General features: G+C 32.4%; 16 protein-coding genes and 1 riboswitch. Of the genes, 12 read left to right on the forward strand and 4 right to left on the reverse strand.

Features of this window, described 5'->3' with window-relative positions; all coding sequences use genetic code 11:
* Positions 1-343 precede the first annotated feature (343 nt).
* Together pfkA and pyk are read left to right on the forward strand one after the other, a co-directional pair.
* Positions 344-1,306, forward strand: a complete 963-nt coding sequence (gene pfkA, locus Q0F04_RS01700; protein ID WP_295560691.1) for a 6-phosphofructokinase — start codon at positions 344-346, stop codon at positions 1,304-1,306.
* Between the two features lie 20 nt (positions 1,307-1,326).
* Positions 1,327-2,745, forward strand: a complete 1,419-nt coding sequence (pyk, locus tag Q0F04_RS01705; RefSeq protein ID WP_295749562.1) for a pyruvate kinase — start codon at positions 1,327-1,329, stop codon at positions 2,743-2,745.
* Between the two features lie 53 nt (positions 2,746-2,798).
* On the opposite strand, the gene Q0F04_RS01710 is transcribed toward pyk, so the two are convergent.
* Both Q0F04_RS01710 and Q0F04_RS01715 read right to left on the reverse strand, forming a co-directional pair.
* Positions 2,799-6,056, reverse strand: a complete 3,258-nt coding sequence (locus Q0F04_RS01710; protein ID WP_295749438.1) for an FtsX-like permease family protein — start codon at positions 6,054-6,056, stop codon at positions 2,799-2,801.
* A gap of 1 nt (position 6,057) precedes the next feature.
* A complete protein-coding gene (locus Q0F04_RS01715) occupies positions 6,058-6,762 on the reverse strand; it encodes an ABC transporter ATP-binding protein (RefSeq protein WP_295749441.1) in 705 nt (234 codons plus the stop codon).
* A 91-nt stretch (positions 6,763-6,853) separates the two neighbouring features.
* Here Q0F04_RS01715 and Q0F04_RS01720 point away from each other — a divergent pair, with 91 nt between their 5' ends.
* The 6 genes from Q0F04_RS01720 to Q0F04_RS01745 all read left to right on the forward strand — a co-directional run bounded on the left by Q0F04_RS01720 (position 6,854) and on the right by Q0F04_RS01745 (position 16,521).
* Positions 6,854-7,714: a DegV family protein gene (locus Q0F04_RS01720; protein WP_295749444.1), complete on the forward strand. Its 861-nt coding sequence runs from the start codon at positions 6,854-6,856 to the stop codon at positions 7,712-7,714.
* 2 nt (positions 7,715-7,716) lie between these two features.
* Positions 7,717-8,574 carry a DegV family protein gene (locus Q0F04_RS01725; protein ID WP_295749447.1) on the forward strand — a complete coding sequence of 286 codons (858 nt, stop codon included), beginning with the start codon at positions 7,717-7,719 and terminating at the stop codon, positions 8,572-8,574.
* 64 nt (positions 8,575-8,638) lie between these two features.
* Entirely contained in the window at positions 8,639-10,111 is a 1,473-nt protein-coding gene (locus Q0F04_RS01730) for a TIGR02677 family protein (protein ID WP_295749450.1), read from the forward strand.
* Between the two features lie 5 nt (positions 10,112-10,116).
* Positions 10,117-11,250, forward strand: coding sequence for a TIGR02678 family protein (locus tag Q0F04_RS01735; RefSeq protein ID WP_295749453.1), 1,134 nt, complete (start codon positions 10,117-10,119; stop codon positions 11,248-11,250).
* Complete coding sequence (locus tag Q0F04_RS01740) at positions 11,237-15,220, forward strand: SbcC/MukB-like Walker B domain-containing protein (RefSeq protein WP_295749455.1); 3,984 nt, start codon at positions 11,237-11,239, stop codon at positions 15,218-15,220. Before Q0F04_RS01735 ends, Q0F04_RS01740 begins: the two co-directional genes overlap by 14 nt.
* On the forward strand, positions 15,217-16,521 hold the full coding sequence (locus Q0F04_RS01745) for a TIGR02679 domain-containing protein (protein ID WP_295749458.1): 1,305 nt from the start codon (positions 15,217-15,219) through the stop codon (positions 16,519-16,521). Before Q0F04_RS01740 ends, Q0F04_RS01745 begins: the two co-directional genes overlap by 4 nt.
* On the opposite strand, the gene Q0F04_RS01750 is transcribed toward Q0F04_RS01745, so the two are convergent.
* Positions 16,505-17,164: a uracil-DNA glycosylase gene (locus Q0F04_RS01750; RefSeq protein WP_295749461.1), complete on the reverse strand. Its 660-nt coding sequence runs from the start codon at positions 17,162-17,164 to the stop codon at positions 16,505-16,507. The two genes, Q0F04_RS01745 and Q0F04_RS01750, sit on opposite strands and share 17 nt — an antisense overlap.
* Positions 17,165-17,200: 36 nt before the next feature.
* Here Q0F04_RS01750 and Q0F04_RS01755 point away from each other — a divergent pair, with 36 nt between their 5' ends.
* The 4 genes from Q0F04_RS01755 (at position 17,201) to Q0F04_RS01770 (ending at position 21,404) form a co-directional block, all read left to right on the forward strand.
* On the forward strand, positions 17,201-18,361 hold the full coding sequence (locus Q0F04_RS01755; protein ID WP_295749464.1) for a Mur ligase family protein: 1,161 nt from the start codon (positions 17,201-17,203) through the stop codon (positions 18,359-18,361).
* Positions 18,362-18,551: 190 nt separating this feature from the next.
* Complete coding sequence (locus Q0F04_RS01760; RefSeq protein WP_295749466.1) at positions 18,552-20,084, forward strand: hypothetical protein; 1,533 nt, start codon at positions 18,552-18,554, stop codon at positions 20,082-20,084.
* 251 nt (positions 20,085-20,335) lie between these two features.
* Positions 20,336-20,725: a MarR family transcriptional regulator gene (locus Q0F04_RS01765; RefSeq protein ID WP_295749469.1), complete on the forward strand. Its 390-nt coding sequence runs from the start codon at positions 20,336-20,338 to the stop codon at positions 20,723-20,725.
* A gap of 61 nt (positions 20,726-20,786) precedes the next feature.
* Positions 20,787-21,404 carry a flavin reductase gene (locus Q0F04_RS01770; RefSeq protein WP_295749472.1) on the forward strand — a complete coding sequence of 206 codons (618 nt, stop codon included), beginning with the start codon at positions 20,787-20,789 and terminating at the stop codon, positions 21,402-21,404.
* A 14-nt stretch (positions 21,405-21,418) separates the two neighbouring features.
* On the opposite strand, the gene Q0F04_RS01775 is transcribed toward Q0F04_RS01770, so the two are convergent.
* The gene (locus tag Q0F04_RS01775) at positions 21,419-21,970 is read right to left on the reverse strand and encodes a folate family ECF transporter S component (protein WP_295749475.1); all 552 of its coding nucleotides are present in this window, start codon (positions 21,968-21,970) and stop codon (positions 21,419-21,421) included.
* A 68-nt stretch (positions 21,971-22,038) separates the two neighbouring features.
* A riboswitch (THF riboswitch) is annotated at positions 22,039-22,136 on the reverse strand.
* Positions 22,137-22,145: the final 9 nt, after the last annotated feature.

Raw genomic sequence — 22,145 nt, forward strand, 5'->3', positions numbered from 1 at the left:
CATCCCGAACTCAGAAGTTAAGCACTTTCACGGCGACAATAGTTGGGCTTGCCCCTGCGAAGATAGCTAGCTGCCGGATCCTTTTTTTATACTTATATATTCAAAAGCCAAGTCTTTATTTACTTAGACTTGGCTTTTTTTTCGCACAAATATTTAGATATATCTTAAAATAACATTACATGTTTTTAGTAATTGTTAACAAAATGTCAAATATTTCACAAACATTTAATAAGTTATAAATCTTTTTTACCTAAAAGCGTTTTCAGGTCAATTTACTCTTTTTTAAACAATATTTATGTGGTATATTTATGATGATTAATAATGAGTCTATGGAGGACATATTATGGTTAAAAGAATTGGTATTTTGACTTCTGGTGGTGATTCACCGGGAATGAATGCTGCAATACGCGCGGTAACACGTGTTGGATTAAATAGTGGTCTAGAAGTATTTGGTATTTACAATGGATATAAGGGAATGGTTGAAGGATATATTGAACCATTAACTCGTGAAACAGTTGGAGATATCGTAAATAGAGGAGGAACTATTTTAGGTTCAGCTCGTTTACCAGAGTTCAAGGACATCGAAGTCAGAAAAAAAGCTATTGCTCAATTAAAGAAGAGAGGTATTGAAGCTGTTGTTGTTATTGGTGGGGACGGTTCATATCGTGGTGCTCTATCTTTAACTGAAATGGGCATTAACTGTATCGGATTACCTGGTACAATCGATAACGATATTACTTGTACAGATTATACGATTGGTTTTCAAACTGCATTAGAAACTGTAGTTGAATGTGTCGATAAATTAAGAGATACTTCTAATTCACATCATCGTTGTTCTATTGTTGAAGTTATGGGAAACCGTTGTGGAGACTTAGCTTTATGGTCAGGTATTGCTTGTGGAGCCGAAATTGTAGTAACAAGTGATACAGGATTTGATGAACAAGATGTCTTAGATCGCTTAAGAGATATCGATATTATTAAGAAGAAAAAACATGCGATTGTTGTAATTAGCGAAAAGATTACTGATGTAGATCAATTTGCAAAAAAGGTTAGTCTGAATACGGGCTTTTCAGGAAGAGCAACTGTGTTAGGCCATATTCAACGTGGAGGATCTCCATGTCCGTTTGACCGTTTGTTAGCATCACAAATGGGAGAAAAAGCCGTAGATTTATTGATGCAAGGCATTGGTGGTCAATGTATTTCAATTCGTGATAACAAGATTGTTTCTTATCCAATTGAAGAAGCATTGAGCATGCCACAAGAATCTCGTAAACCACTAATGAATTTATTTGATCGTTTGGTTTAGGATATATTAGAAGGAAGGATATACATATGAGCAAAAAAACAAAAATTATTTGTACTATTGGTCCAGCTAGTGAGAGCAAAGAAGTTTTAACAAAACTTGTTGAAGCTGGAATGAACATTGCACGTTTAAATTTCTCTCATGGAGACTATGAAGAACATGCAGAACGTGTTAAACGTATTCGTGAGGTTAGTAAAGAAACAGGAAAACCTATTGGTATTTTATTAGATACTAAAGGTCCTGAAATTCGTTTAGGTGATTTTGAAAATGGTGGATGTGAATTTGCTGAAGGTGACGAAATTGATTTAGTTAAAGAAGAAGTTTTAGGAAACCACGAAAGATTCACATTACGTTGTCCAGAAGTATTCAATGACGTACAAGCTGGTGATTACATTTTAATGGATGATGGTAAAATGAAAGTTACTTTTACAGAAGTAACTCCTGATCGTATCCATGGTATTGTAAACAACCCTCACTTCTTAAAAAGTCGTAAAGGATGTAACTTACCAGGCATTAAATTAAGTATGCCATTTATTTCTGAAAAAGATGAAGCAGACATTCGTTTTGGATGTAAAATGGATGTTGACTATATCGCAGCAAGTTTTACACGTCGTAAAGATGATGTATTAGCAATTCGTCAAATTTTAATTGATGAAAATAAAGATATGATTCAAATTTTCCCTAAAATTGAAAACCAGGAAGGTTTTGATAACATTCGCGAAATCTTAGAGGTTGCAGATGGAGTAATGGTTGCTCGTGGAGATTTAGGTGTAGACGTAAGTTTAGAATTAGTACCTATTTATCAAAAACGTATGATTGCGGTTGCAAACGAAGTTGGTAAACCTGCTATCACTGCAACACACATGTTAGAATCTATGCAGGAAAATCCTCGTCCAACACGTGCAGAAGCAAGTGACGTAGCTAACGCTATTATGGATGGAACAGATTGTATCATGTTATCTGGTGAATCAGCTGCAGGTCATTACCCAGTTGAATGTGTTCAAACAATGACTAAGATTGCGAACGCTATTGAACCAATGATTCCTTATAAAGATCGTTTAAAAGCTAACGTTAAATCAAGTAAACGTACTTTAAATGATGCAATTGGTATTTCAGTAGCCGATACTGCATTGGCAATTGATATTAAATGTATTATTGCATTTACACAAAGTGGAAATACAGTTCGTCGTTTAGCTAAATTCCGCCCTTGTGCTCCTATTTTAGGTGTTACATTTGACGAAGTAACACAACGTAGCTTATTACCAGTTAATGGTGTAACTCCAGTTGTTTCAAACATTCAAAATACAAAAGAAAATGATATTGATTTAGCTCGTAATCTAGCATTACAAGCTGGATTTAAAACAGGAGATCACATCATTGTTGTTGCTGGATATCCAGTAGGATCAGGTAACACAAATATGATGCGTATTGCTCAAATCTAGTTTCTATAGCCCTCTATTGAGGGCTTTTTTAATACGCAAAAAAAGGCTATGGATCATTCCACAGCCTTTAATGATTCAACCATTTGAATGTTATTTAATTTTTTATGCATACACAAATTGATTATCGCATTGAAACCAATTGTCATCACAAAACTAATTACATAAGATATTGAATTGATTGTTCTACCAAACATAATATCATCCATTTCAGCTAAGTTCATAATTAAGTGATGTAAACCAATACCAATGATTAAACCAATTAGAGAACCTAGAATCGTTAGTAGAATGGTTTCACGATTAATATACGCATCAACTTCTTTTCTTGTAAAACCAAGAACTTTAATTGTCGCAATTTCACGTTTTCTTTCGGAAATATTCACATTGCTTAGATTATATAATACTACAAACGCAAGACATGCTGCTGAAATAACAAGAACAACAACAATATAAGAAATACTACTAATCATATCTTTGAAGTTTTTTTGTAGAGATGAATAGAAAGTAACGCTTTGCACACCATCTATATTCATGATTTTGTTTCCTAAATCACGTTCAAATTTTTTGGTTGTTTTTTTAGATTTAATTAAATAAGTATGTGAAGTCTTTGCCTTAGTGTTCCAACTCTTGTATAACGATTCACTTGCGTATATATGATGCCCAACATAATTTGTAAATACACCTTTGATTTTTGCTTTAATAACTTTATCATTGGCATCTTTAAATGTGATCGTATCTCCAGCTTTTTTATTTAGCTTTGTAGCCATCTTCTGAGATATCAATACTGACGAGTCGTCAAGATTAAATTCTTTGTTGCCATTAAATAGTGTACAGAAATCTTTGAACTTATCATCATTTGAAATAATATGAACCGTAGTAGAAATATCTTTATTGTCGATCTTTGTAGTTACGGCAAGATGATCTTCTTCAAATACATCCTTAACACCCTTTAAAGAATGTATTTGAGATGTCATGTCACTTGATTTGGCTGAAATTGTGGCATCATAGTGATAGATAACATTATATTGTTGATTTACAATATCCGAAATGCTATCGTTAATACCAAAACCAGCAACCAATAATGCAGAGCATCCTGCAATACCAATGATTGTCATGAAGAATCTCTTTTTATAACGGAAAATATTTCTTGCGGTTACCTTCTGTAAGAAAGACAAATGTTTCCATATAAATGGAATTTTTTCTAATAGAATTTTTTTGCCAGCTTTTGCAGCCTTAGGACGCATTAACTGACTAGGCATTTCTATTAATTCACTATAAATTGAATAGAGTGTAGCTAGTAAAGTAATACCAGTTACAGAGCCGCTAGCTAATATGATAAGACCAGGCTGGAATAGAAATTGAATCTTTTCAATGTTATATAAAGTATTCCATGCATTAAAGATGACAGTTGGAAATAAGAACATTCCTAAAGAACATCCCAATATAGATCCTAAAACACTCGCACTAAATGCATAGATTATATACTTAAATGCAATTTGACTTTTTGAATAACCAAGAGCTTTTAAAGTTCCCATTTCATTTCTTTGTTCATCTACCATTCTTGTCATGGTTGTCATGCAAACTAAAGCAGCTACTAAGAAGAAGAATACAGGGAATACTTTCGCAATACCATCCATACGATCCGCACAAGCACCGTAATCACGATAAGAATAGTGAGAGTCACGATCTAAAACAATCCATTTTCCCTCCATTTTATCAATTTCTTCTTGAGCCTCGTTTATTTCTCTTAAAGCGTCATGCTTTCGAACATTGAACTCAGCTTTAGATAGCGCTAACTTTTCAATGTTTGAATTTATTTCATTTTTAGCATCTTCAATTTTGGATACGCCATCCTCATATTGCGATTCACCATTTACTAGATTTACATAAGCACTATTTAATTGATCTTTTGCATTCAATAACTGATTTAACTGAGATTGTAATTCCGCTTTTTTTGCGACACCGGCTTGAATTTGGTCAATTGCAGATTGTAGTTGCGGTATAGCCGCTTCTAACTCCGCTTTTTTGGCGATGGTATTATCAATTTCAGCAATCTTTCCTTGTAGATATATTTTTCCATTGTTCAGGTTTTCAATCACCTTGATTTTAATAGCTTCAGACGATTCATCTGTACTCGGCGTATTTTGAGCCTTTTCAATTGCGATGTCTATCAAATCAATAGAATCCTGAATCATTTTACGCTGTGTATTCAGATCATCCATTGCTGCATTAATTTGATTCAAACCATTTTCAGCTTGTTCTTTTTGAGATAATAACTCAGGAAGTTTTTGTTCACTTTCTTCAATCTGAGCAATCGCATTTTGTAGAGTAGGAATATTATCTAGCAGTTGCACATTTGCATAATATTCATTCCACCCTTGCTCAATTTGATTTTTAGAATTTTGAAGTTTAATTTCATTATTTTGAATCTCTGCTAGACCCGAATCAATCTTGTTTTGTGCATCATTCAATTTGTTTTCAGCATCATTCAATTCATTGGTTGCTTCCTGTTTTTTTTCATCTAATTTAGATTGATAAGACTGAATGCGTGCATCGATTTGTTTATTTGCGATTTTCTTGATTCTTTTAAGTACTGGATCAACAATATCAAAATATTCATCGCTATAGCAATCCAATTCTTTTGCACCCTTAACACAAACATCAACTTCTGTATAATAATCTTTTAATACATTTGAATTTTGTACATATATAAAAGAGTTTACCGTCCCTGAACCAATATTACTGGATCCTTTCTCATAAGATAAGTAATTTGGGTTATAACAAGTACCAACAATTTTATATTTTGTGTTTTTCAAGGACTTAGATAAAGCTTCATCTGTACCACTCTGTAATTTGATTGTATCTCCAATATGGAAAGTACCATATAATTTATTTGTAGCAGAGCTAGCCTCAACCAAACACTCATTTTCTCTTTCAGGCATTCTTCCTTCGACTACACGGATTTTATTCATTTTTTGATCAATCTCATAAGAAATGACTTTAATAACCATTTGTGTTGAATCAATCTGAGACAATGTATCCATTGAAAAGTTTGGCTGTACGGATTTGACACCTTTTAATTTTTTAATGGCCTTTACATCTTTTTTGGTAAGTCCCAACGATGAATAGATTTGTATATCTTGAACATTATATTTATCAAAATACATATCGGCACTGTTTTTCATATCTGGAGCACTCGCTTTAATGCCGGCAAAGAATGCCACACCAATTGCGACAATACAAAGGATAGATAGAAAACGACCGAGGGAGATTTTAATTTCACGGAAAATATCCTTTAAATAAGAAGAAGGCATATCAATACTCTATGTCATTGACATCCATAGGATGTTCATTACATGTAATACTTTCAATTTTTCCACTACGAACCTTAATGACCTTATCTCCCATTGGTGTTAATGCTAAGTTGTGGGTAATAACTATGACAGTTTTATTTTGTGTTCTACACGTATCTTGTAAAACCTTAAGAACTTGCTTACCAGTTTGGTAATCCAAAGCACCTGTAGGTTCATCACAAAGTAAAAGCTTTGGGTTTTTAGCTAGTGCTCTTGCGATTGCGACACGCTGTTGCTCACCACCAGAAAGCTGGCTAGGGAAGTTGGACATTCTATCTTTTAGTCCAACAAGTTCTATGGTTTCATCTATATCAAGTGGTTTCTTACAAATTTGTGTTGCAAGTTCAACATTTTCGCGAAGCGTAAGATTTTGAACTAGATTATAAAATTGAAAAACAAATCCAACATCATATCTTCTATAAAGTGTCATATCTTTTTCTTTATAAGAACTGATTTCATGACCGTCTACAAGGATTCTTCCTTCACTAACAGTATCCATTCCACCTAGAAGATTTAGAATAGTACTTTTACCAGCACCACTGGCTCCTGCGATAATCACAAATTCACCTTGTTGTATTTCAAAACTCACATCATCTAATGCATGTATGTCGATTTCGCCCATATGATAAGTCTTTTTCACATTTTCAAAAGAAATGAAAGCGCTCATACAAATCACCTCAAACTAATTATATCAGACATTTGAGAAAATTAATATTTCATGTTAGGATTAGGATGATTTCAAAAAATGGAGGGTTTTAATGAAGGTTCGAGTATTGACAGAAAGTGGTTGTGGATTAACCAAACAAGAAGCACAAACGTTAGGAATTGATTTTTTACCTTTACAGGTTCAAATAGAAGATAAAACATATTTAGATGGGGTGAATTTAACAGTAGAAGAATTGAATTCATTCTTAGAAAGAGGCTTTATGCCTCAAACAAGCATGCCACCATTGGGTGATATTGAGGCTTTATTAGAATCATATAAAAACAATGGTATTACAGATGTTATTTTGATAACTTTATCAAATGGATTGTCAGGAACAAACCAGGCCATTCAGGCATCAGGAAAATGGCATGGAGTTAAAATTCATACATTAGATATATATACAACTTTAGGTGTGGAAAAGTACTTGGTGTTATCCGCACAAAAACTAGTTGAACAAGAAATACACCCAGAGGAAATTATTTCACGTTTAAAAGACAGTGTAGATCATTCACGCGGTTTTTTAATCCCAGAAGATTTAGATCATCTAGCTAAGGGTGGACGATTAACTCCAATGGCAGCTAAGCTTGCAGGAATGTTGAAAATTAAACCAATCTTGGAAGTATCTAAAAATACGGAAGGTAAGGTAGATGTTTTTGATAAAGTACGTACAATGTCTAAAGCTATTAAAAAAGCTGTTAAAGTGATTTCAAAAGATGCGAATGCACAAGATTATGAATTTTATGTTTTAAACGGAGAAAATCAAGAAGGTACACAATTGGTGATTGATGAGCTACACGATGTGTTTGGCGAAGATATTCAAATTCATACCGATCCAATGTATGCCGTTATTGCGGTTCATACAGGATTAGGTGCTGTAGGAATTCAATTTGTGAAAAAAGTGAAAGGGGTCTAGTTATGAAGATTGCATTTGTGACGGATACCGGAACAGGCCAGCATCCAGACTATTGGAAAGAAAAAGGAATTTATTGTTTACCTCTACAAATTACTTGTGATGATGAATCAAAAGATGAGTATGTGGAAATCACATATCCAGAGGTGATTCAAAAATTACATGAGAAAAAAGTGTTGAAAACATCCTTACCTAGTTTAGGTAAAATTCAAGATTGTTTTGAAGAATTAAAAAACGAAGGATACGACACAATTTTTGCGGTTCCTATTTGTCGAGGATTATCCGGAACATTGGATTCTATGGAAATGATTGCGAATCAATTAGAAATGAAATTTGTAGGCGTTGATTGTTATTGTACGGCTGTTGAACAAGGATGTATGATTGAGACAGCTAAAAAAATGTATGAAGCAAATGTTTCAATTGACGAAATTATTAAAAAACTACAAAGCATTGCAGATAGTTGTGAAACAGTCTTGTTGTGCGATGATTTAGATCATATGAAACGTGGTGGTCGATTGACACCAATGGCAGCTGCATTAGGAGGCTTGTTAAAAATCAAACCTATTTTGCATATTGGAAAAAGTACAAACGGAAAAGTGGATGTATTAGATAAAGTGCGTACAATGACACGTGCTCAAGATCGTGTTATCAAGCATTTAAAAGAATTAAATGTGGATTCGAGTTATACATTTATTGTTGCACACGTAGATGCGTTAGAAGCTGCAAAAGAATATGCGCAAAAGATTGAAAATCAAATCGAAGGTGCAAAAGTCAAAGTCATCGATTTAGTAAGTGCTGTAGGAATTCATACCGGACTTGGATGTCTAGCTTTACAAGTATTTAATGAAATGAAAGAGCAATAGGAATTGAGTGAGTGAAATCATTCAATTCCTTTTTGTTTGTATAAAAGTGTAGTAAAATTTAAATATGAAAATCAATGAAAAACTAACAAAACCAATTACGGAAGTCAATTATTTACGAGCTGAAAATGTAGATCGATATCGAGTTATTATTCGATATTTTTATGAGCAATATGAGAAAATTCAATATTGGCTATATAAAGAAGATGTATTTGAGGCTATGATTCAAACAGGACTTTTCCCAAATTATACGCTAGATCAATGTCAATCGGATCTATCTTCATTAACGGAGTGGAAAAATTTGATTGCGATTCAAGATACATCTAAGGTAACGTCAATTGAGGAGTTTAAAAACAGAAAATATCGTTATCAATTATCTGAATATACTATTGAAATTGAGCGAATGACTTTAAAACTAGAAAATTTACAAGTTGAAGGAGCATCTCTTGAGCCTACTTTACTTGAAAGAATTCAAAGTCAAATTATACGTATTGAAACTTTACAAGATGCGAGTATAGAAGAAATTCATACGTGGTGGAAAGATTTAAATGCAGATTTTATTCGTTTAAACCAAAATTATCAAGATTATATTCGAACTTTAAATAGTGCAAAAGCAGAGGAAATGATGAAAACAGAGTCATTCTTATTATTTAAAGAAAAGATCATTTCTTATTTAAGAAATTTTGTCAAAGGCTTACAAGAACACGCAATGATCTTAGAGGATTATATTCAAAATATACCATTCGAAACCATTGTTATTTTGATTGAAAAAGCTGTGAATTATGAAATGTCTATTCCAAGAATGGATGATAAAATTCAAAAACAAGACATATATGACAATTTTATGGCGAGATGGGACAGTATATACAGTTGGTTTGTGGGAAAAAATGGAATTAGCGAAGTAAATCGCATGTCTGATATAACGAATGAAATCATCCGTAAAATCACGCGTTATGCCCAACAAATTGGAGAATTACAAAATCAAGGTGCCAATCGAGCTGAAGAATACAAACATATTTCAGATTTATTTGGTAAATGTCAAGATTTAAGTCAAGCCCATAAAATGAGTGCCTTGTTTTTTGGCGTGGATAAACCACTACATATGCAAGCCATTCATAATCGGAATACAGATTCTATTGATAGTGGTGTATATGAAGAAGAAATAACATATTACGCATTAGAACCTAGAACTCGAGTAGCTACAGTAAAGACAAAAAGACAACCAGCTCAAGATTATAATTTAGAAAAAGAGCAACAACGATTAGAAATATTAGAACATAAACAAGCGCAAAACGAAAAATTAAAGAGTTATATTCAAGATGGAGTGGTTGATTTTGAAAAAATAGATATATTAGATGGTGAATCTAGAAAAATATTATTATCATGGTTATCTAAAGGATTGAATGATATTAGTAAGACTGCAAAAACAGATGATGGCCGCGATTTTTATATCGATGATTCTAATTTAAAAACAATAGAAGTCAAATGCGAAGACGGAATTTTTGTGATGCCTAGTTATCGTATTTGTTTTAAGAGGTAGCCGACATGGATGCATTACAAGAATTATTAAAACGCAAATGGATTCTACGAAAAGAAGATCCAGAACTATATAACAGAGTCAGAGATTCGGTAAAAGAAATTCGTAAATTTGTACAAGAAAAGTTTGGCTATATGATTATTCTTACGCCGTATCTAATTAAATTAGAAAAAATACCAGGATATGTTGAAGAATGGATGGGAATCCAAGAATTTCAATCTATTCAAGAATATCAGATGTTTTGTTTTGTATTGTTGTTTTTGGAATCAAAAGAACGCGAAGAACAATTTGTATTATCTTCATTAACAGAATATATTCAAATGCAATTTCAAGAAGGAGTGATTGATTGGACACACTTTAATACTCGAAGACAATTAGTGCGTGTATTAAAATACTGTCTATCTATCCATATTATTGAACTGGATGATGGAACTGAAGAAGGTTTTATCAAGAACAAGGATACCGAAGCTTTATATGAAAATACAGGATATTCTCGATATGTAATACGTAATTTTGCCCATGATATAATGGATATTCATTCATTGGAAGATATAAAAAAATCAGAGTGGTTTTCTATGGAAGAAGATCGAGGTGTCGTAAGAAGACAAAGAGTGTATAGGCGATTGTTGTTGTCACCAGGCATCTATAGAACAGATAAAAATGATGAGGATTTTGTGTATGTTCGACATTATTATCGTCAAATCGAAAAGGATTTTCAAAGTATTATGCCATGCGATTTACATTTACATGTTTCAAGTAGCTATATTGTCCTGGATGAAGATTGTAATGTAGGAACAATTTTTCCAAGTCGAAATACAATTTCAGATTTAGTTTTAGTTTGTATGCAACAAATTACTAAAAAAATAAAGAACGGAATGTTAAAAGTAAGTGAGGAAGAAATCACCTATATAGAAAAGGAACTTTTATTAAAATGGATGCGTAAATGGATTAAAGACAATTTAGCGTTTCTTCCTAAAAAATATCAAGATATGGGTGAATCTTTAGTGAGTGAAAACGTGTTAGATACAATGAAAAATTATGGATTTGTGGATGAAGAAGAAAATAGAATTAAAATCAATCCGATTTGTGGAAAAATTGGTGGTGGATTTGATGTTGAGGTGAAAAGAAATGTTAACAAGTAAATGGCATATGCACCGTATGGGCCTAATTGATTTTTGGTATTATACCAATGAAGAATTTTATTTTAAAAATGGTCATATTCTCCTAAGAGGAAGCAACGGAAGTGGAAAATCGGTTACGATGCAAAGTTTTATTCCTATTTTATTAGATGGAAATAAGAATAGTGAACGTTTAGATGCGTTTGGTACCAAAGCTCGAAAGATGGAAACCTATTTAATTGATGAAAATTCAACTCGAGATGAGCGAATTGCATATTTATATTTAGAATTCAAAAGAGAAGATTCCGATATTTATAAAACAATTGGTATGGGAATGAGAGCGCGAAAGAACAAGCCTTTAGATACTTGGTATTTTGTGATCGAAGATAATCAACGCATTGGTAAAGATATTCAGCTGATGGAGCATAATTTAGCAATATCGAAACAAAGCTTAAAAAATCGAATTCAACATCAATTTATTGAAACACAACGAGAATATATGGCTCGAGTGAATCAAGCTCTTTTTCAATTTCCAACACTAGATGATTATAAAGAAAGTATCAACTTGTTAGTTAAATTACGTTCTCCAAAATTAAGCAACTCATTAAAGCCAACAATAATCAATGAATTATTGTCAGAATCTTTACAACCCTTAAGTGAAGATGATTTACGCCCTTTAACAGAAGCATTATCCAATATGGATGAAGTCCAAAATCGTTTAGAAGTATTAAAACAAAGTCAACAGGCAGCTAAATCAATTCAAAATGTATATGAACAATATAATTATGCTTTATTAGATAAGAAAAGTTTACAGTATATAGAACAAAAAAATAAATTGGATGAATTAACGAAGAAACAGAAAGGTTTTTATGAGCAAAAGAATCACGCAAGTGAAATGATTCTTGAAATCAAAAAACAGTTAGACGATATAAATGTCGAAAAATCCGTACTTGAAGAAGAATATAGTGGTTTGGTCAAACAAGATCTGCTTCAATTAGCTAGTGATGTACAACGGTATAAAGAAGATTTGACACAACAAGAAAAAGCTCTAAAGAACAAGTCGCAACAAGAATCAAATAAAGATAATGCATATGTTTCATGTAAATTAAAGTATGATAAGCAAAAAGATTATAATGATTCCTTAGAATATGAGATTCATAAAAACTTCAAACAATTAGATCAATTGAATGAAAATATGCAGTTTGATGAGCATATAGCTTTAAAACGAGATTTTTTAATGAATCTAAATCATGCTTATGATTTTAATTATACAAAATCGAAAATTGAAAAAGAATTGAATGTATTAAATCAAGGGTTGGATTTGTTTCAAAAAATCAATAATCAAAAAGTATTATTAAATCATGTACAAGATGATTATGAAAAAGAACAAAGTCTCTTAGAACAAATTGAAACTGAATTAAAAGCATATCAAGAGCAATTTCGCTTGTTAAAAGAAGAATATCATGAAAAATTTTTAGCTTGGAATGATTCCAATCAAATTTTAAAAATGGATGCATCGACAATGAAAAAGTTTTTTGAAATTATATCGGATTATGGAAATACAGAAAGATATTATGAAATTGATCAAGATATTCACAATCGTTATATTTGGTATTTAAAAAATCAAACGGAGACGATTTCAAAATTATCTATTGAAATTAAACAATTAACGAAGGAACTGCAAAAGATTCAAGAACAATATGAATATTGGAATTGTTTAAAAGATCCTCAACCAGATATTGCCAAAGAACAAGAAGAGGCAAGACAATACCTAGAGGAAAAGAAAATTCCATTCATCCCTATGTATACTTTATTGGATTTTGATGATTCTTTAAATCAAGATGAAAAAAATACGATAGAAGAACAATTGTTAAGCAGTGGTTTAATGACGGCTTTGATTATTCCTGATATGTATCAAGAAGAGATTTTTAATTTACCAAAAGGTATGAAAGAATCATTCTTGTTTACACATAACAAAATAGAAGAACTAGAAGTTTATATTCTACATTCTAAAATTGATTATATTTCTCTATGCGATACTTTTGGATTGCATGAAGGTTCTGTAAAATTCTTTGACAATGGTTTTGAAATAGGAAATATTTGTAGTGTAATTAGTCAAACAAGAAAATCTATTTTTATCGGTAAAGCTTCTAGAGAGGCTTATCGAAAAAGCCAACTAGAAAAACTGCAAGAAGATATAAATATAAAAAAGGAAGGTATTCAAGAATTAGAGAGTAGTCTGAAAATTGAACAGGATAAAGTGAAAACTTTGGAAAAAGAATACACAGGATATCCTAAAAAATCAGATTTAGATTCAAGTTTATTGGATGTAAATCGAATGCTTTTAAAGCAAGAACATTCCATAGAACAAATTAAAAAATATATTGAACAAAGAAATCAATATCAAATATGTATTCAAAATTTAAATAAAGAAATAACGAATATTTCTGAAAAATTAGGGGTTTCTAACACAGAAGATGTCTTTAGATTAAGAAAAGATTTATTTATTGAATATAAAGATGAACTTGTTCAAATGGAATCTATACATGAAAAGTATGTTGTGAATATAGATTTATTTATATCTCTAGAATCACAATTGGAAGATTTGAGAATAGATTTAGACTCTATTCGTTATGAGAAGAAACAATTGGAGTTTCAACTTCATAAGCTACAACAATTGATTTCAGTAAAAGAAGCACAATTGAATGAGATGGGATATGAAAAAATTAAGGAACGAATGTCAAAGATTATGAATCGTTTGGATGAAATTCCAAAAGTTGTTTCAAATCTATATCAAGAAGATGGAAGATGGCAAAATATTAAAGAACAATGCGAAAAGGATATCTTAGAAAATACTTCTTCAATAGAGATGCAAAATACAAAAGCAGAAAGTTATAATAAGTATTATGAATCTGAATTGGATTTAGGATATGTTTCCATTGAAGAAAAGAATCCTGTATCCATTCATAAACATATTGTGAATTTATATCCCAATTTAAAAAACAAAGATACATTAGGAAATGATCTTCAAAGTGTATTTTTTATGAACCGAGGTTTCTTGCAAGATTATAATCTTCATTTCATTACATTATTTGATGATCAAGAAGATACAATGACACGTTTGGATATCAAAGCTCGATATAAAGGAAAACAAATTGATTTCACAACGTTATTAAAACAACTTGAGATAGACATTGAAAAACAATCTGAACTGGTAAGCAGTCAAGATCGACATTTAATTGAAGATGTATTAGTGAATACGATTTCAAGTAAAATACGAGTTCATATTCGAAGCAGTAAACGATGGATTGAAACTATGAATAAGTATATGAAAGAAATGAATACAAGTAGTACTTTAAAACTTGGATTACAATGGAAATCGAAAAAAGCAGAAAATGAAGATGAACTAAGTTCAGAATCATTAGTTCGCTTATTAGAAAAAGATTTGCAGTTGTTAAAAGAATCAGATTTTCAAGCCTTATCCAATCATTTCCGCTCTAAAATTAAATGTGCTAGAAGAAATGCAGAAGACCCAAATTCAAATTTGAGTTTTCATCAAGCAATGAAAGACTTATTGGATTATCGTTCGTGGTTTGATTTTACAATCATGTATGAAATAGGAAATGAAAAACGCAAAGAGCTGACGAACAATCGTTTTTATGTATTTAGCGGTGGTGAAAAGGCCATGGCTATGTATGTTCCTTTATTTTCGGCTGTAGCTGCAAAATTTGCCTATGCCAGTGATGATGCACCTTTAATTATCGCATTGGATGAAGCATTTGCGGGAGTGGATTCTAAAAACATTGATTCCATGTTTGGATTGATTAAAAAATTTGGCTTTGATTATATTATGAATTCTCAAGTGTTATGGGGCGATTATCCAAATGTAGATGCCTTGGCAATCTATGAATTATATCGTCAAAATGATGCTAAATATGTAACTACGATACGATATGAATGGGATGGTCATGTTAAAAGGTTGGTTGGTGCATGATGAATGAAGAATTTTGCCAATATTTATATGACAATGAATTTTCTGAATTTATGCAACTGTGGAAAAAGCAATATGAAAAATATGGCACTTGCAAAGGAAGTATTAATTTAGTATTAGATGAAACAAATCGCGCATGTATAAGCGGTTTATTGGGAAAAGATTACTATGGTGTTGATTGTGCACATATTACTTTTCAACAACTTCAAAAGGCAATATCAAATACCAAATATGAGAATTGTGATTTTAACGAAGTGTTAAAAATGTACTTTAATCATGATATTTTGACAAATAAAAATCGACAAGAACAAGAACAGATGCGAATTCAAAATATATTTAAACATCTTTTAGAACAAGAAGGAAAAAGCCAACAGTGGATTCATCATATATATACCGACCATGATTCTGTCTATGTTCGTATTGTGCAAGCTTCAAAAGAAAATGAACAAAAATGTGTAAATACAGTACATGTTGTGATGAAGGCTTTAAATCAATTGCCAATGTGGCAAGACAAAAAAGAAAATATATCTATTTTTGCTAGCTTACATACAAAAAATCCACATGCTTTTGATAAGAATACCTTTGCCTATTATTTATTGATGCATGGAATTGTTTATTTTCTAAAAGTAGATTTTCCTAAAACAAATTTAGAACAAAATGAAATTCTATATCGTGCAGGACTCTATCAAGATGGTATTAGTAATTATTGTAGTATCGCAAGACTCCAAGCATTGAATGAAAACTGTCAACCACATTTAGGTTGGACAGGATTTTATGATTCGTACGAAGCTTTAAATGTGAATATGGATAATTTGTTACATATTCGCAATATTGTATGTTGTGATAGAGTTTATGTTGTAGAAAATCCAGCTGTGTTTCAAGTCTTGCTGAAAATGATAAAGAAAGAAAAAATCGAAAAGATTGGCTTAGTATGTACGAATGGACAATTGAATTATTCAGCTTATCTTCTTTTAGACATATTGGTGAGTTCGAATGTTGAGACTTATTACAGTGGAGATATGGATCCAGAAGGATTATTGATAGCCGATAAGATTAAACAAAGATATCCCAATGTCAGACTTTGGTGTTACGATGAAAAATATTACGATATTTCTAAATCAAAAGAGCAGGCAACCAATCAAAGAATGCATATGATGGATGCTTTAAAAGATGAGACATTGATTCAGATTGGGAAATGTATTTATGAAAATGAAAACAGAGTTGGATATCAAGAAAATATGATTGAGGAATATTACAATAGCTTTAGATTCGATGTTAAAAAAACGCCTATATCCATTGGATAGGCGTTTCATTGTTTTTAACTAGATATTCATTCGCAAGCTTAAAATGATTATTTCCAAAGAAACCACGATAAGCGCTTAGAGGACTTGGATGTGGGCTTGTAAGAATTAAATGTTTTGGGTTTGTCAGCAATTTTTTAGATTGAATGGCCTTAGATCCCCATAATAAAAATACAACAGGACCATCCTTTTCATTGATCCATCTTAAAGCTTCATTTGTAAAATTTTGCCATCCCATATTTTGATGAGACAAAGGCTTATGCTCTTCAACTGTAAGGATAGTATTCATTAATAGAACTCCTTGTTTAGCCCAATCGGTTAAATCGCCTGTGCGATGGACAGGTACTCCATATTCGTTTTCTAGTTCTTTATACATATTTTGTAAAGATGGTGGCAATGGGAAATTGCTGGGAACACTAAAAGAATATCCTTGAGCTTGTCCTGGACCATGATATGGATCTTGTCCTAAAATAACTACTTTTGTATCTTTTAATGAAGTTGTTTTAAAAGCCGCAAAAATATTTTCTTTTGCAGGATAAATGTTTTTTGTCTTATATTCCTCAGCTAAAAAATAGCGTAAGTTTAGTAAATAATCTTTTTGTATTTCTTGATCAAACAATTGATCCCAGTCATTATGCATAATCATGTGATTCACTTCTTTCTTTAGTGATATAATAATATCATGAATGTACAAGAGAAAATTAATAAAATGGAAAATTGTCGTGGAAAAAATCACGACCTATTAGTATTTAGACAATGGTTAACAGAAGCGTTGCCAAGTCACATAGCTATAAAAAAGATTCAGGTAGCAGGTACAAATGGAAAGGGTAGTACTTCAATTTGGCTAAGAGATTTGTTGATGAAAAAAGGATATAAAGTGGGAGTTTTTACATCTCCACATTTGATTCATCATACAGAAAGAATTCGTGTAAATGATACATGTATTTCTTTAGCTGATTGGGAAAGAATCTATGATCAATATGAAGAATTATTCTCGTTACATAAGATGACTATGTTTGAAATGGATCTATGGATGTCACTGGCCTATTTTATCGAACAAAAAGTCGATTACTGCATTATTGAAGCTGGGATGGGTGGTCGTTTAGATGCAACAACAGCTTTGGATTATAAAACTTGCTTAATTACTAATGTAGGACTTGACCATACGGAATATTTAGGGGATACGTTCGAACAGATTGCTTATGAAAAATCAGGTATATTTAAACCAAATGTTCCTGCTTTGACAACAGAAGATAAACCGGAATGCCAAAAAGTAATGGAACTTGTTGCAGATTATATGAAAACGCCACTATGTTTTATTGATTGTCAAGAAACAGATGTATTGAGATGGAATGGGATGACATTTCATTTGAATCCACCGTTATATCAGGCTAAAAATTTATCTCTAGCATTAGAAACGTTGAATGTGCTTGGTATTTGGCTTGAAGAAAATGAAATACAAGAAGTCATTGATCACTTTCGATGGGCAGGCCGATATATGGTTCTTAGAAAAGATCCATTGGTTTTATTAGATGGAGCACACAATGTACATGGAATAACAGCGTTGACACATTCTTTGAAGAATTTTACAGGAAAGATTTATTTTTCGGTATTAAAAGAGAAGGATGCACCGCATATGATTGAACTACTTCAATCCATCAGTGAAGACATTACATTGGTAGAAATATCAAGTGCTCGTCTATATCCACTTGAAAAATTAGGGTATCCAATTATAACAGTGGATGAGTTGATTTCAAGACTTTTAGATACAAAAGAAGACAGCTTATTATGTGGTTCTCTTTATTATGTAGGAGAAGTATTAGAAAAGTGGTGCAATGTTTGACACGCTTCATTTTAGCGCTTACAATTGTCCATTGGAACTGGAGCGATATTATGTTTACTGTTGAAGTCAGAACGCTCGTGACTTTAGTCATGAGATGAATGACGTATGTAACTGGTTTTCAGCTGTTTCTATACGTGAACCATGATATAATATATTCGTAGAATACATCGCAAAAAAAGGAGACTTCGATATGTATACAGTACGCTTTCAATTGGAACTAAGTGGATCTGAGAAACGTTTTTTGTCGAAGTCTTTTTTCTATGCGAATCAGATGCATAATCAAATAGTTCGTTATGCTACTAATCGTTTGAATGCTTTATTTCATGATAAAGAATATATGGGTGCACGCAAAGCTTATGGTGAAGCTGAATTTTCTAAAAAGAAAGCATCTGAACTGTCAGCTTCTGAAAAAAAGAAGAAAAAAGAGTTGTCAAATATCATGTGTATTAAACAAAAAGAGTATAATCTTACGAAGACTTCTTTGTGTAAGTTTGTATCCAAAGAACAAAAGAAATACAAGAACTATATCAACTCTCATCAGGCACAGGCAGAAGCTGAAGCTGTATATAAGGGAGTGGAAAAAGTTCTTTTTGAGGATGGTCGTCATCTTCATTATCGAAGATATAATAGTTTTGATTGTATCAAACAAAAATGTGCTGCAACAGGTGTACGTTTTTCAAGATGGGATACCATTTGCTTTATGAAGCACTATTTTAAAGTGCGTGTTCCAAAAGATGAATATATCCAGAACATCATTTCATCTGTTGATTTAAAAGAAGATGTTGTTTATTCATTTTTAAAGAGGATCGAATTCAACAGTGGATTCAAATATTATGTAGTGATCACACTTCGAGGTGATGCACCAAAACGAATCACGTTGTCAGAAGATGGTGGACATCGTACAGGTATTGACTTTGGAACCTCTACGATTGCTGCAGCCTCAAACAACGAGGTCCATCTGGAAGAACTAGCTCCAGATTCTGTAAATTATGAAAAAGAGATTAGTCATAAGCAGAATCTGATAGATGCATCTATGCGAAAGCATAATCCAGATAACTATAATGAAAATGGTACAGTTAAAAAGGGAAAACATACATGGAAAACTACAAGACGATGTAGACGTTTAAAACGTCAGGTTCGAGTTCTCTATCGAAAACAATCTGCTTACGTTAAGACTTCACACCATACCTTCATCAACAAGCTCTTGAAAAACACGAGTGAACTGATCCTTGAACCAATGAACTTTAAATCTCTTCAAAAGAAATCAAAAAAGACAGAGCGTAAAGATGAGGCAACGGCAGTTCAACAAAAAGACGGCTCTTTGAAAATGGTGCGTAAATACAAACGTAAGAAACGTTATGGGCGCTCTATCAAGAACCGTTCTCCAGGTCTTATGCAGGCCGATTTAAAAACAAAGGCAACACAGTATGGAATACCATACTACGAAATTGATATTCATCAATATCGCGCTTCTCAGCTTCACCATGATACAGGTGAGTATATTAAACCTACTTTAAGTGAAAGATTTAAAACGATTGAAGGACATAAAGTACAAAGAGATTTGTATTCTGCTTTTCTACTTTGTCATACTGACGATACATTGACTGCACCAGATTTTAAAGCCTGTCATCTTGACTTTCCACATTTTGTAAAGATGCAGGATACATTGATTCTAAATATGAAAAAATGTGAACACACAATGAAATCATGCTTTGGATTCTAGCATAAAGAATCTCTCATCCAGTCAGGTCTAAGGCGTAAGCCCTGCTGGATGCAGTATGAGTATACAGAGTACAGTCCGCATGGATTGGAAATGCTCGAAAAACAAGAGCTATGCAAAGACTATATGCAAGGTCTAGAACCATGATGAAAGCTTTGCGATGCTCCATTTCTCGCGATGTGAGAAAGAGAATTTCGTCATTTTAATGATGAGAGTACGTCAAAATTGAGGAGTTTTTGCGTATATCCAATCAAATGAGGGACTATTATGCCAAAAAAATAAAAGATAGTTTTCAAGAATTTAATTTTTCACCAAATGAGATTTCTATTTTGATTGTTTTAAAGAATAATCCAACCATTACAACGAGTACAGAATTAAAAGTCGTGTTGGGAGTTTCAAAGACTTTGATTTCTAGAAGTGTTGATTCTTTGGAGAAAAAGGGACTTATTTGTACTTGTGAAGATGACAAAGATACTCGAATACATCATTTACAACTAACAGATGAGTGCAAACCTGTTTTGAAAATCATAGATGAAGAGATTGGAAAAATTAATAAAACATTATTTTATGATGTGTCTGTAGAAGAAATGAAAAATTTGAAGCAGACAATGAGTAAATTACAGAAGCGTGTTGAAGAAAGATAATAGTTATCTGGTATATAACTGACAAACTTGCTACAATAATAGTAACAAGGGAGGTGTTCTTATGGACAACACAGTTTTGTATGATCTTTCTTATGGTATGTATGCCGTGGGTGTAAAAGATGGCATGCGCGAATGCGGATGTATTGTGAATACTGTATTTCAGGTTTCCACGATAGGACCGCTAATTGCCTTGAGTATGAACAAAGATAATTATACTTGTTCATTAATTGAAAAAAGTAAATGCTTCTCTTTGTCAATTTTGCCTGAAACAATAGATTCACAAGTCATTACAGACTTAGGCTTTCAGACAGGAAAAGATAAAGATAAGTGGAAAAATTTGAATCATCATTTATTTACAGAATTGCCTGTTGTAGATGGTGCATTAGGGTACATGATGTGTGAAGTACAAAGTCAGATGGATGCAGGAACACACTTTGTATTCTTGGCAAAAGTCGTTGATGCTAAGAAAGGTGATTCTGGTAAACCAATGACCTATGTGTATTATCATAATGTATTAAAACAAAGTGCACCGGCAAAAGCACCTACTTATAGAGAAGAAAAAAAGTGGGTATGCAGCGTTTGTGGATATGTATATGATGGGGATGATTTTGAAAGTGAACCAGATGATTATGTATGTCCGGTTTGTGGAGCTAAAAAAGAAATGTTTAAATTACAGTAAAAAAGGTGGACCGATTAACGGTTCACCTTTGGCTTTAATTGAATACAAGTTTTCATGACTAAATACAAAATAACAACTTGGAAAGGCAGTGAAATTAAGTTTTTGATTAATTTAGGACCCGCAATCACTAAGAATGGAGTTCCCCATAACATAGATGTAAATAGTGTGTTTAAGAACAAACTAACAACGACATCATATGTAATACGACATAAGATAACGCGAATCCAAGTGATCTTCTCACAGTTATAGAAGTATGCTGAGAAAATACATGCACTTGCCATAGTTGAAATCATAAAGATTGGATAGTAAGCACCCACAGGTTTGACCATGTAATTAACTAAGTCTAAAAGTGGTGCAAGCACTAAGTTTGGAATAGGTCCATAAAGTAAGCAGCTAGCAGCCGTTGCAATAGAAGCAAAGCCTAGTTTTAACTGGTTTGTGATTTGAATGGATCCAAACAAGTTAAGAATGACATTTAGGGCAAAAAATAATGCCACACCAACAATAACGCGCACATTTTTTAGGGAACGTGCATTTTCTTTTAACATTACAAAGTATTTATTCATATATAAAAAGACCTCCTTTTTTCCATATTGCGATACAAAAAAAGAAAGTCTTTAATTTTTTCGATCACAACAGCGGGATGCAAAATATGTACCGCAAGAATAACTTTTCGTTCCTTAACCAACTCCCCGTGTTAAAGACACTTAACGCACATATTTTTACTCTGTATGTAGTTGA

Source organism: uncultured Holdemanella sp. (assembly GCF_934772795.1).
GTDB lineage: Bacteria > Bacillota_I > Bacilli_A > Erysipelotrichales > Erysipelotrichaceae > Holdemanella.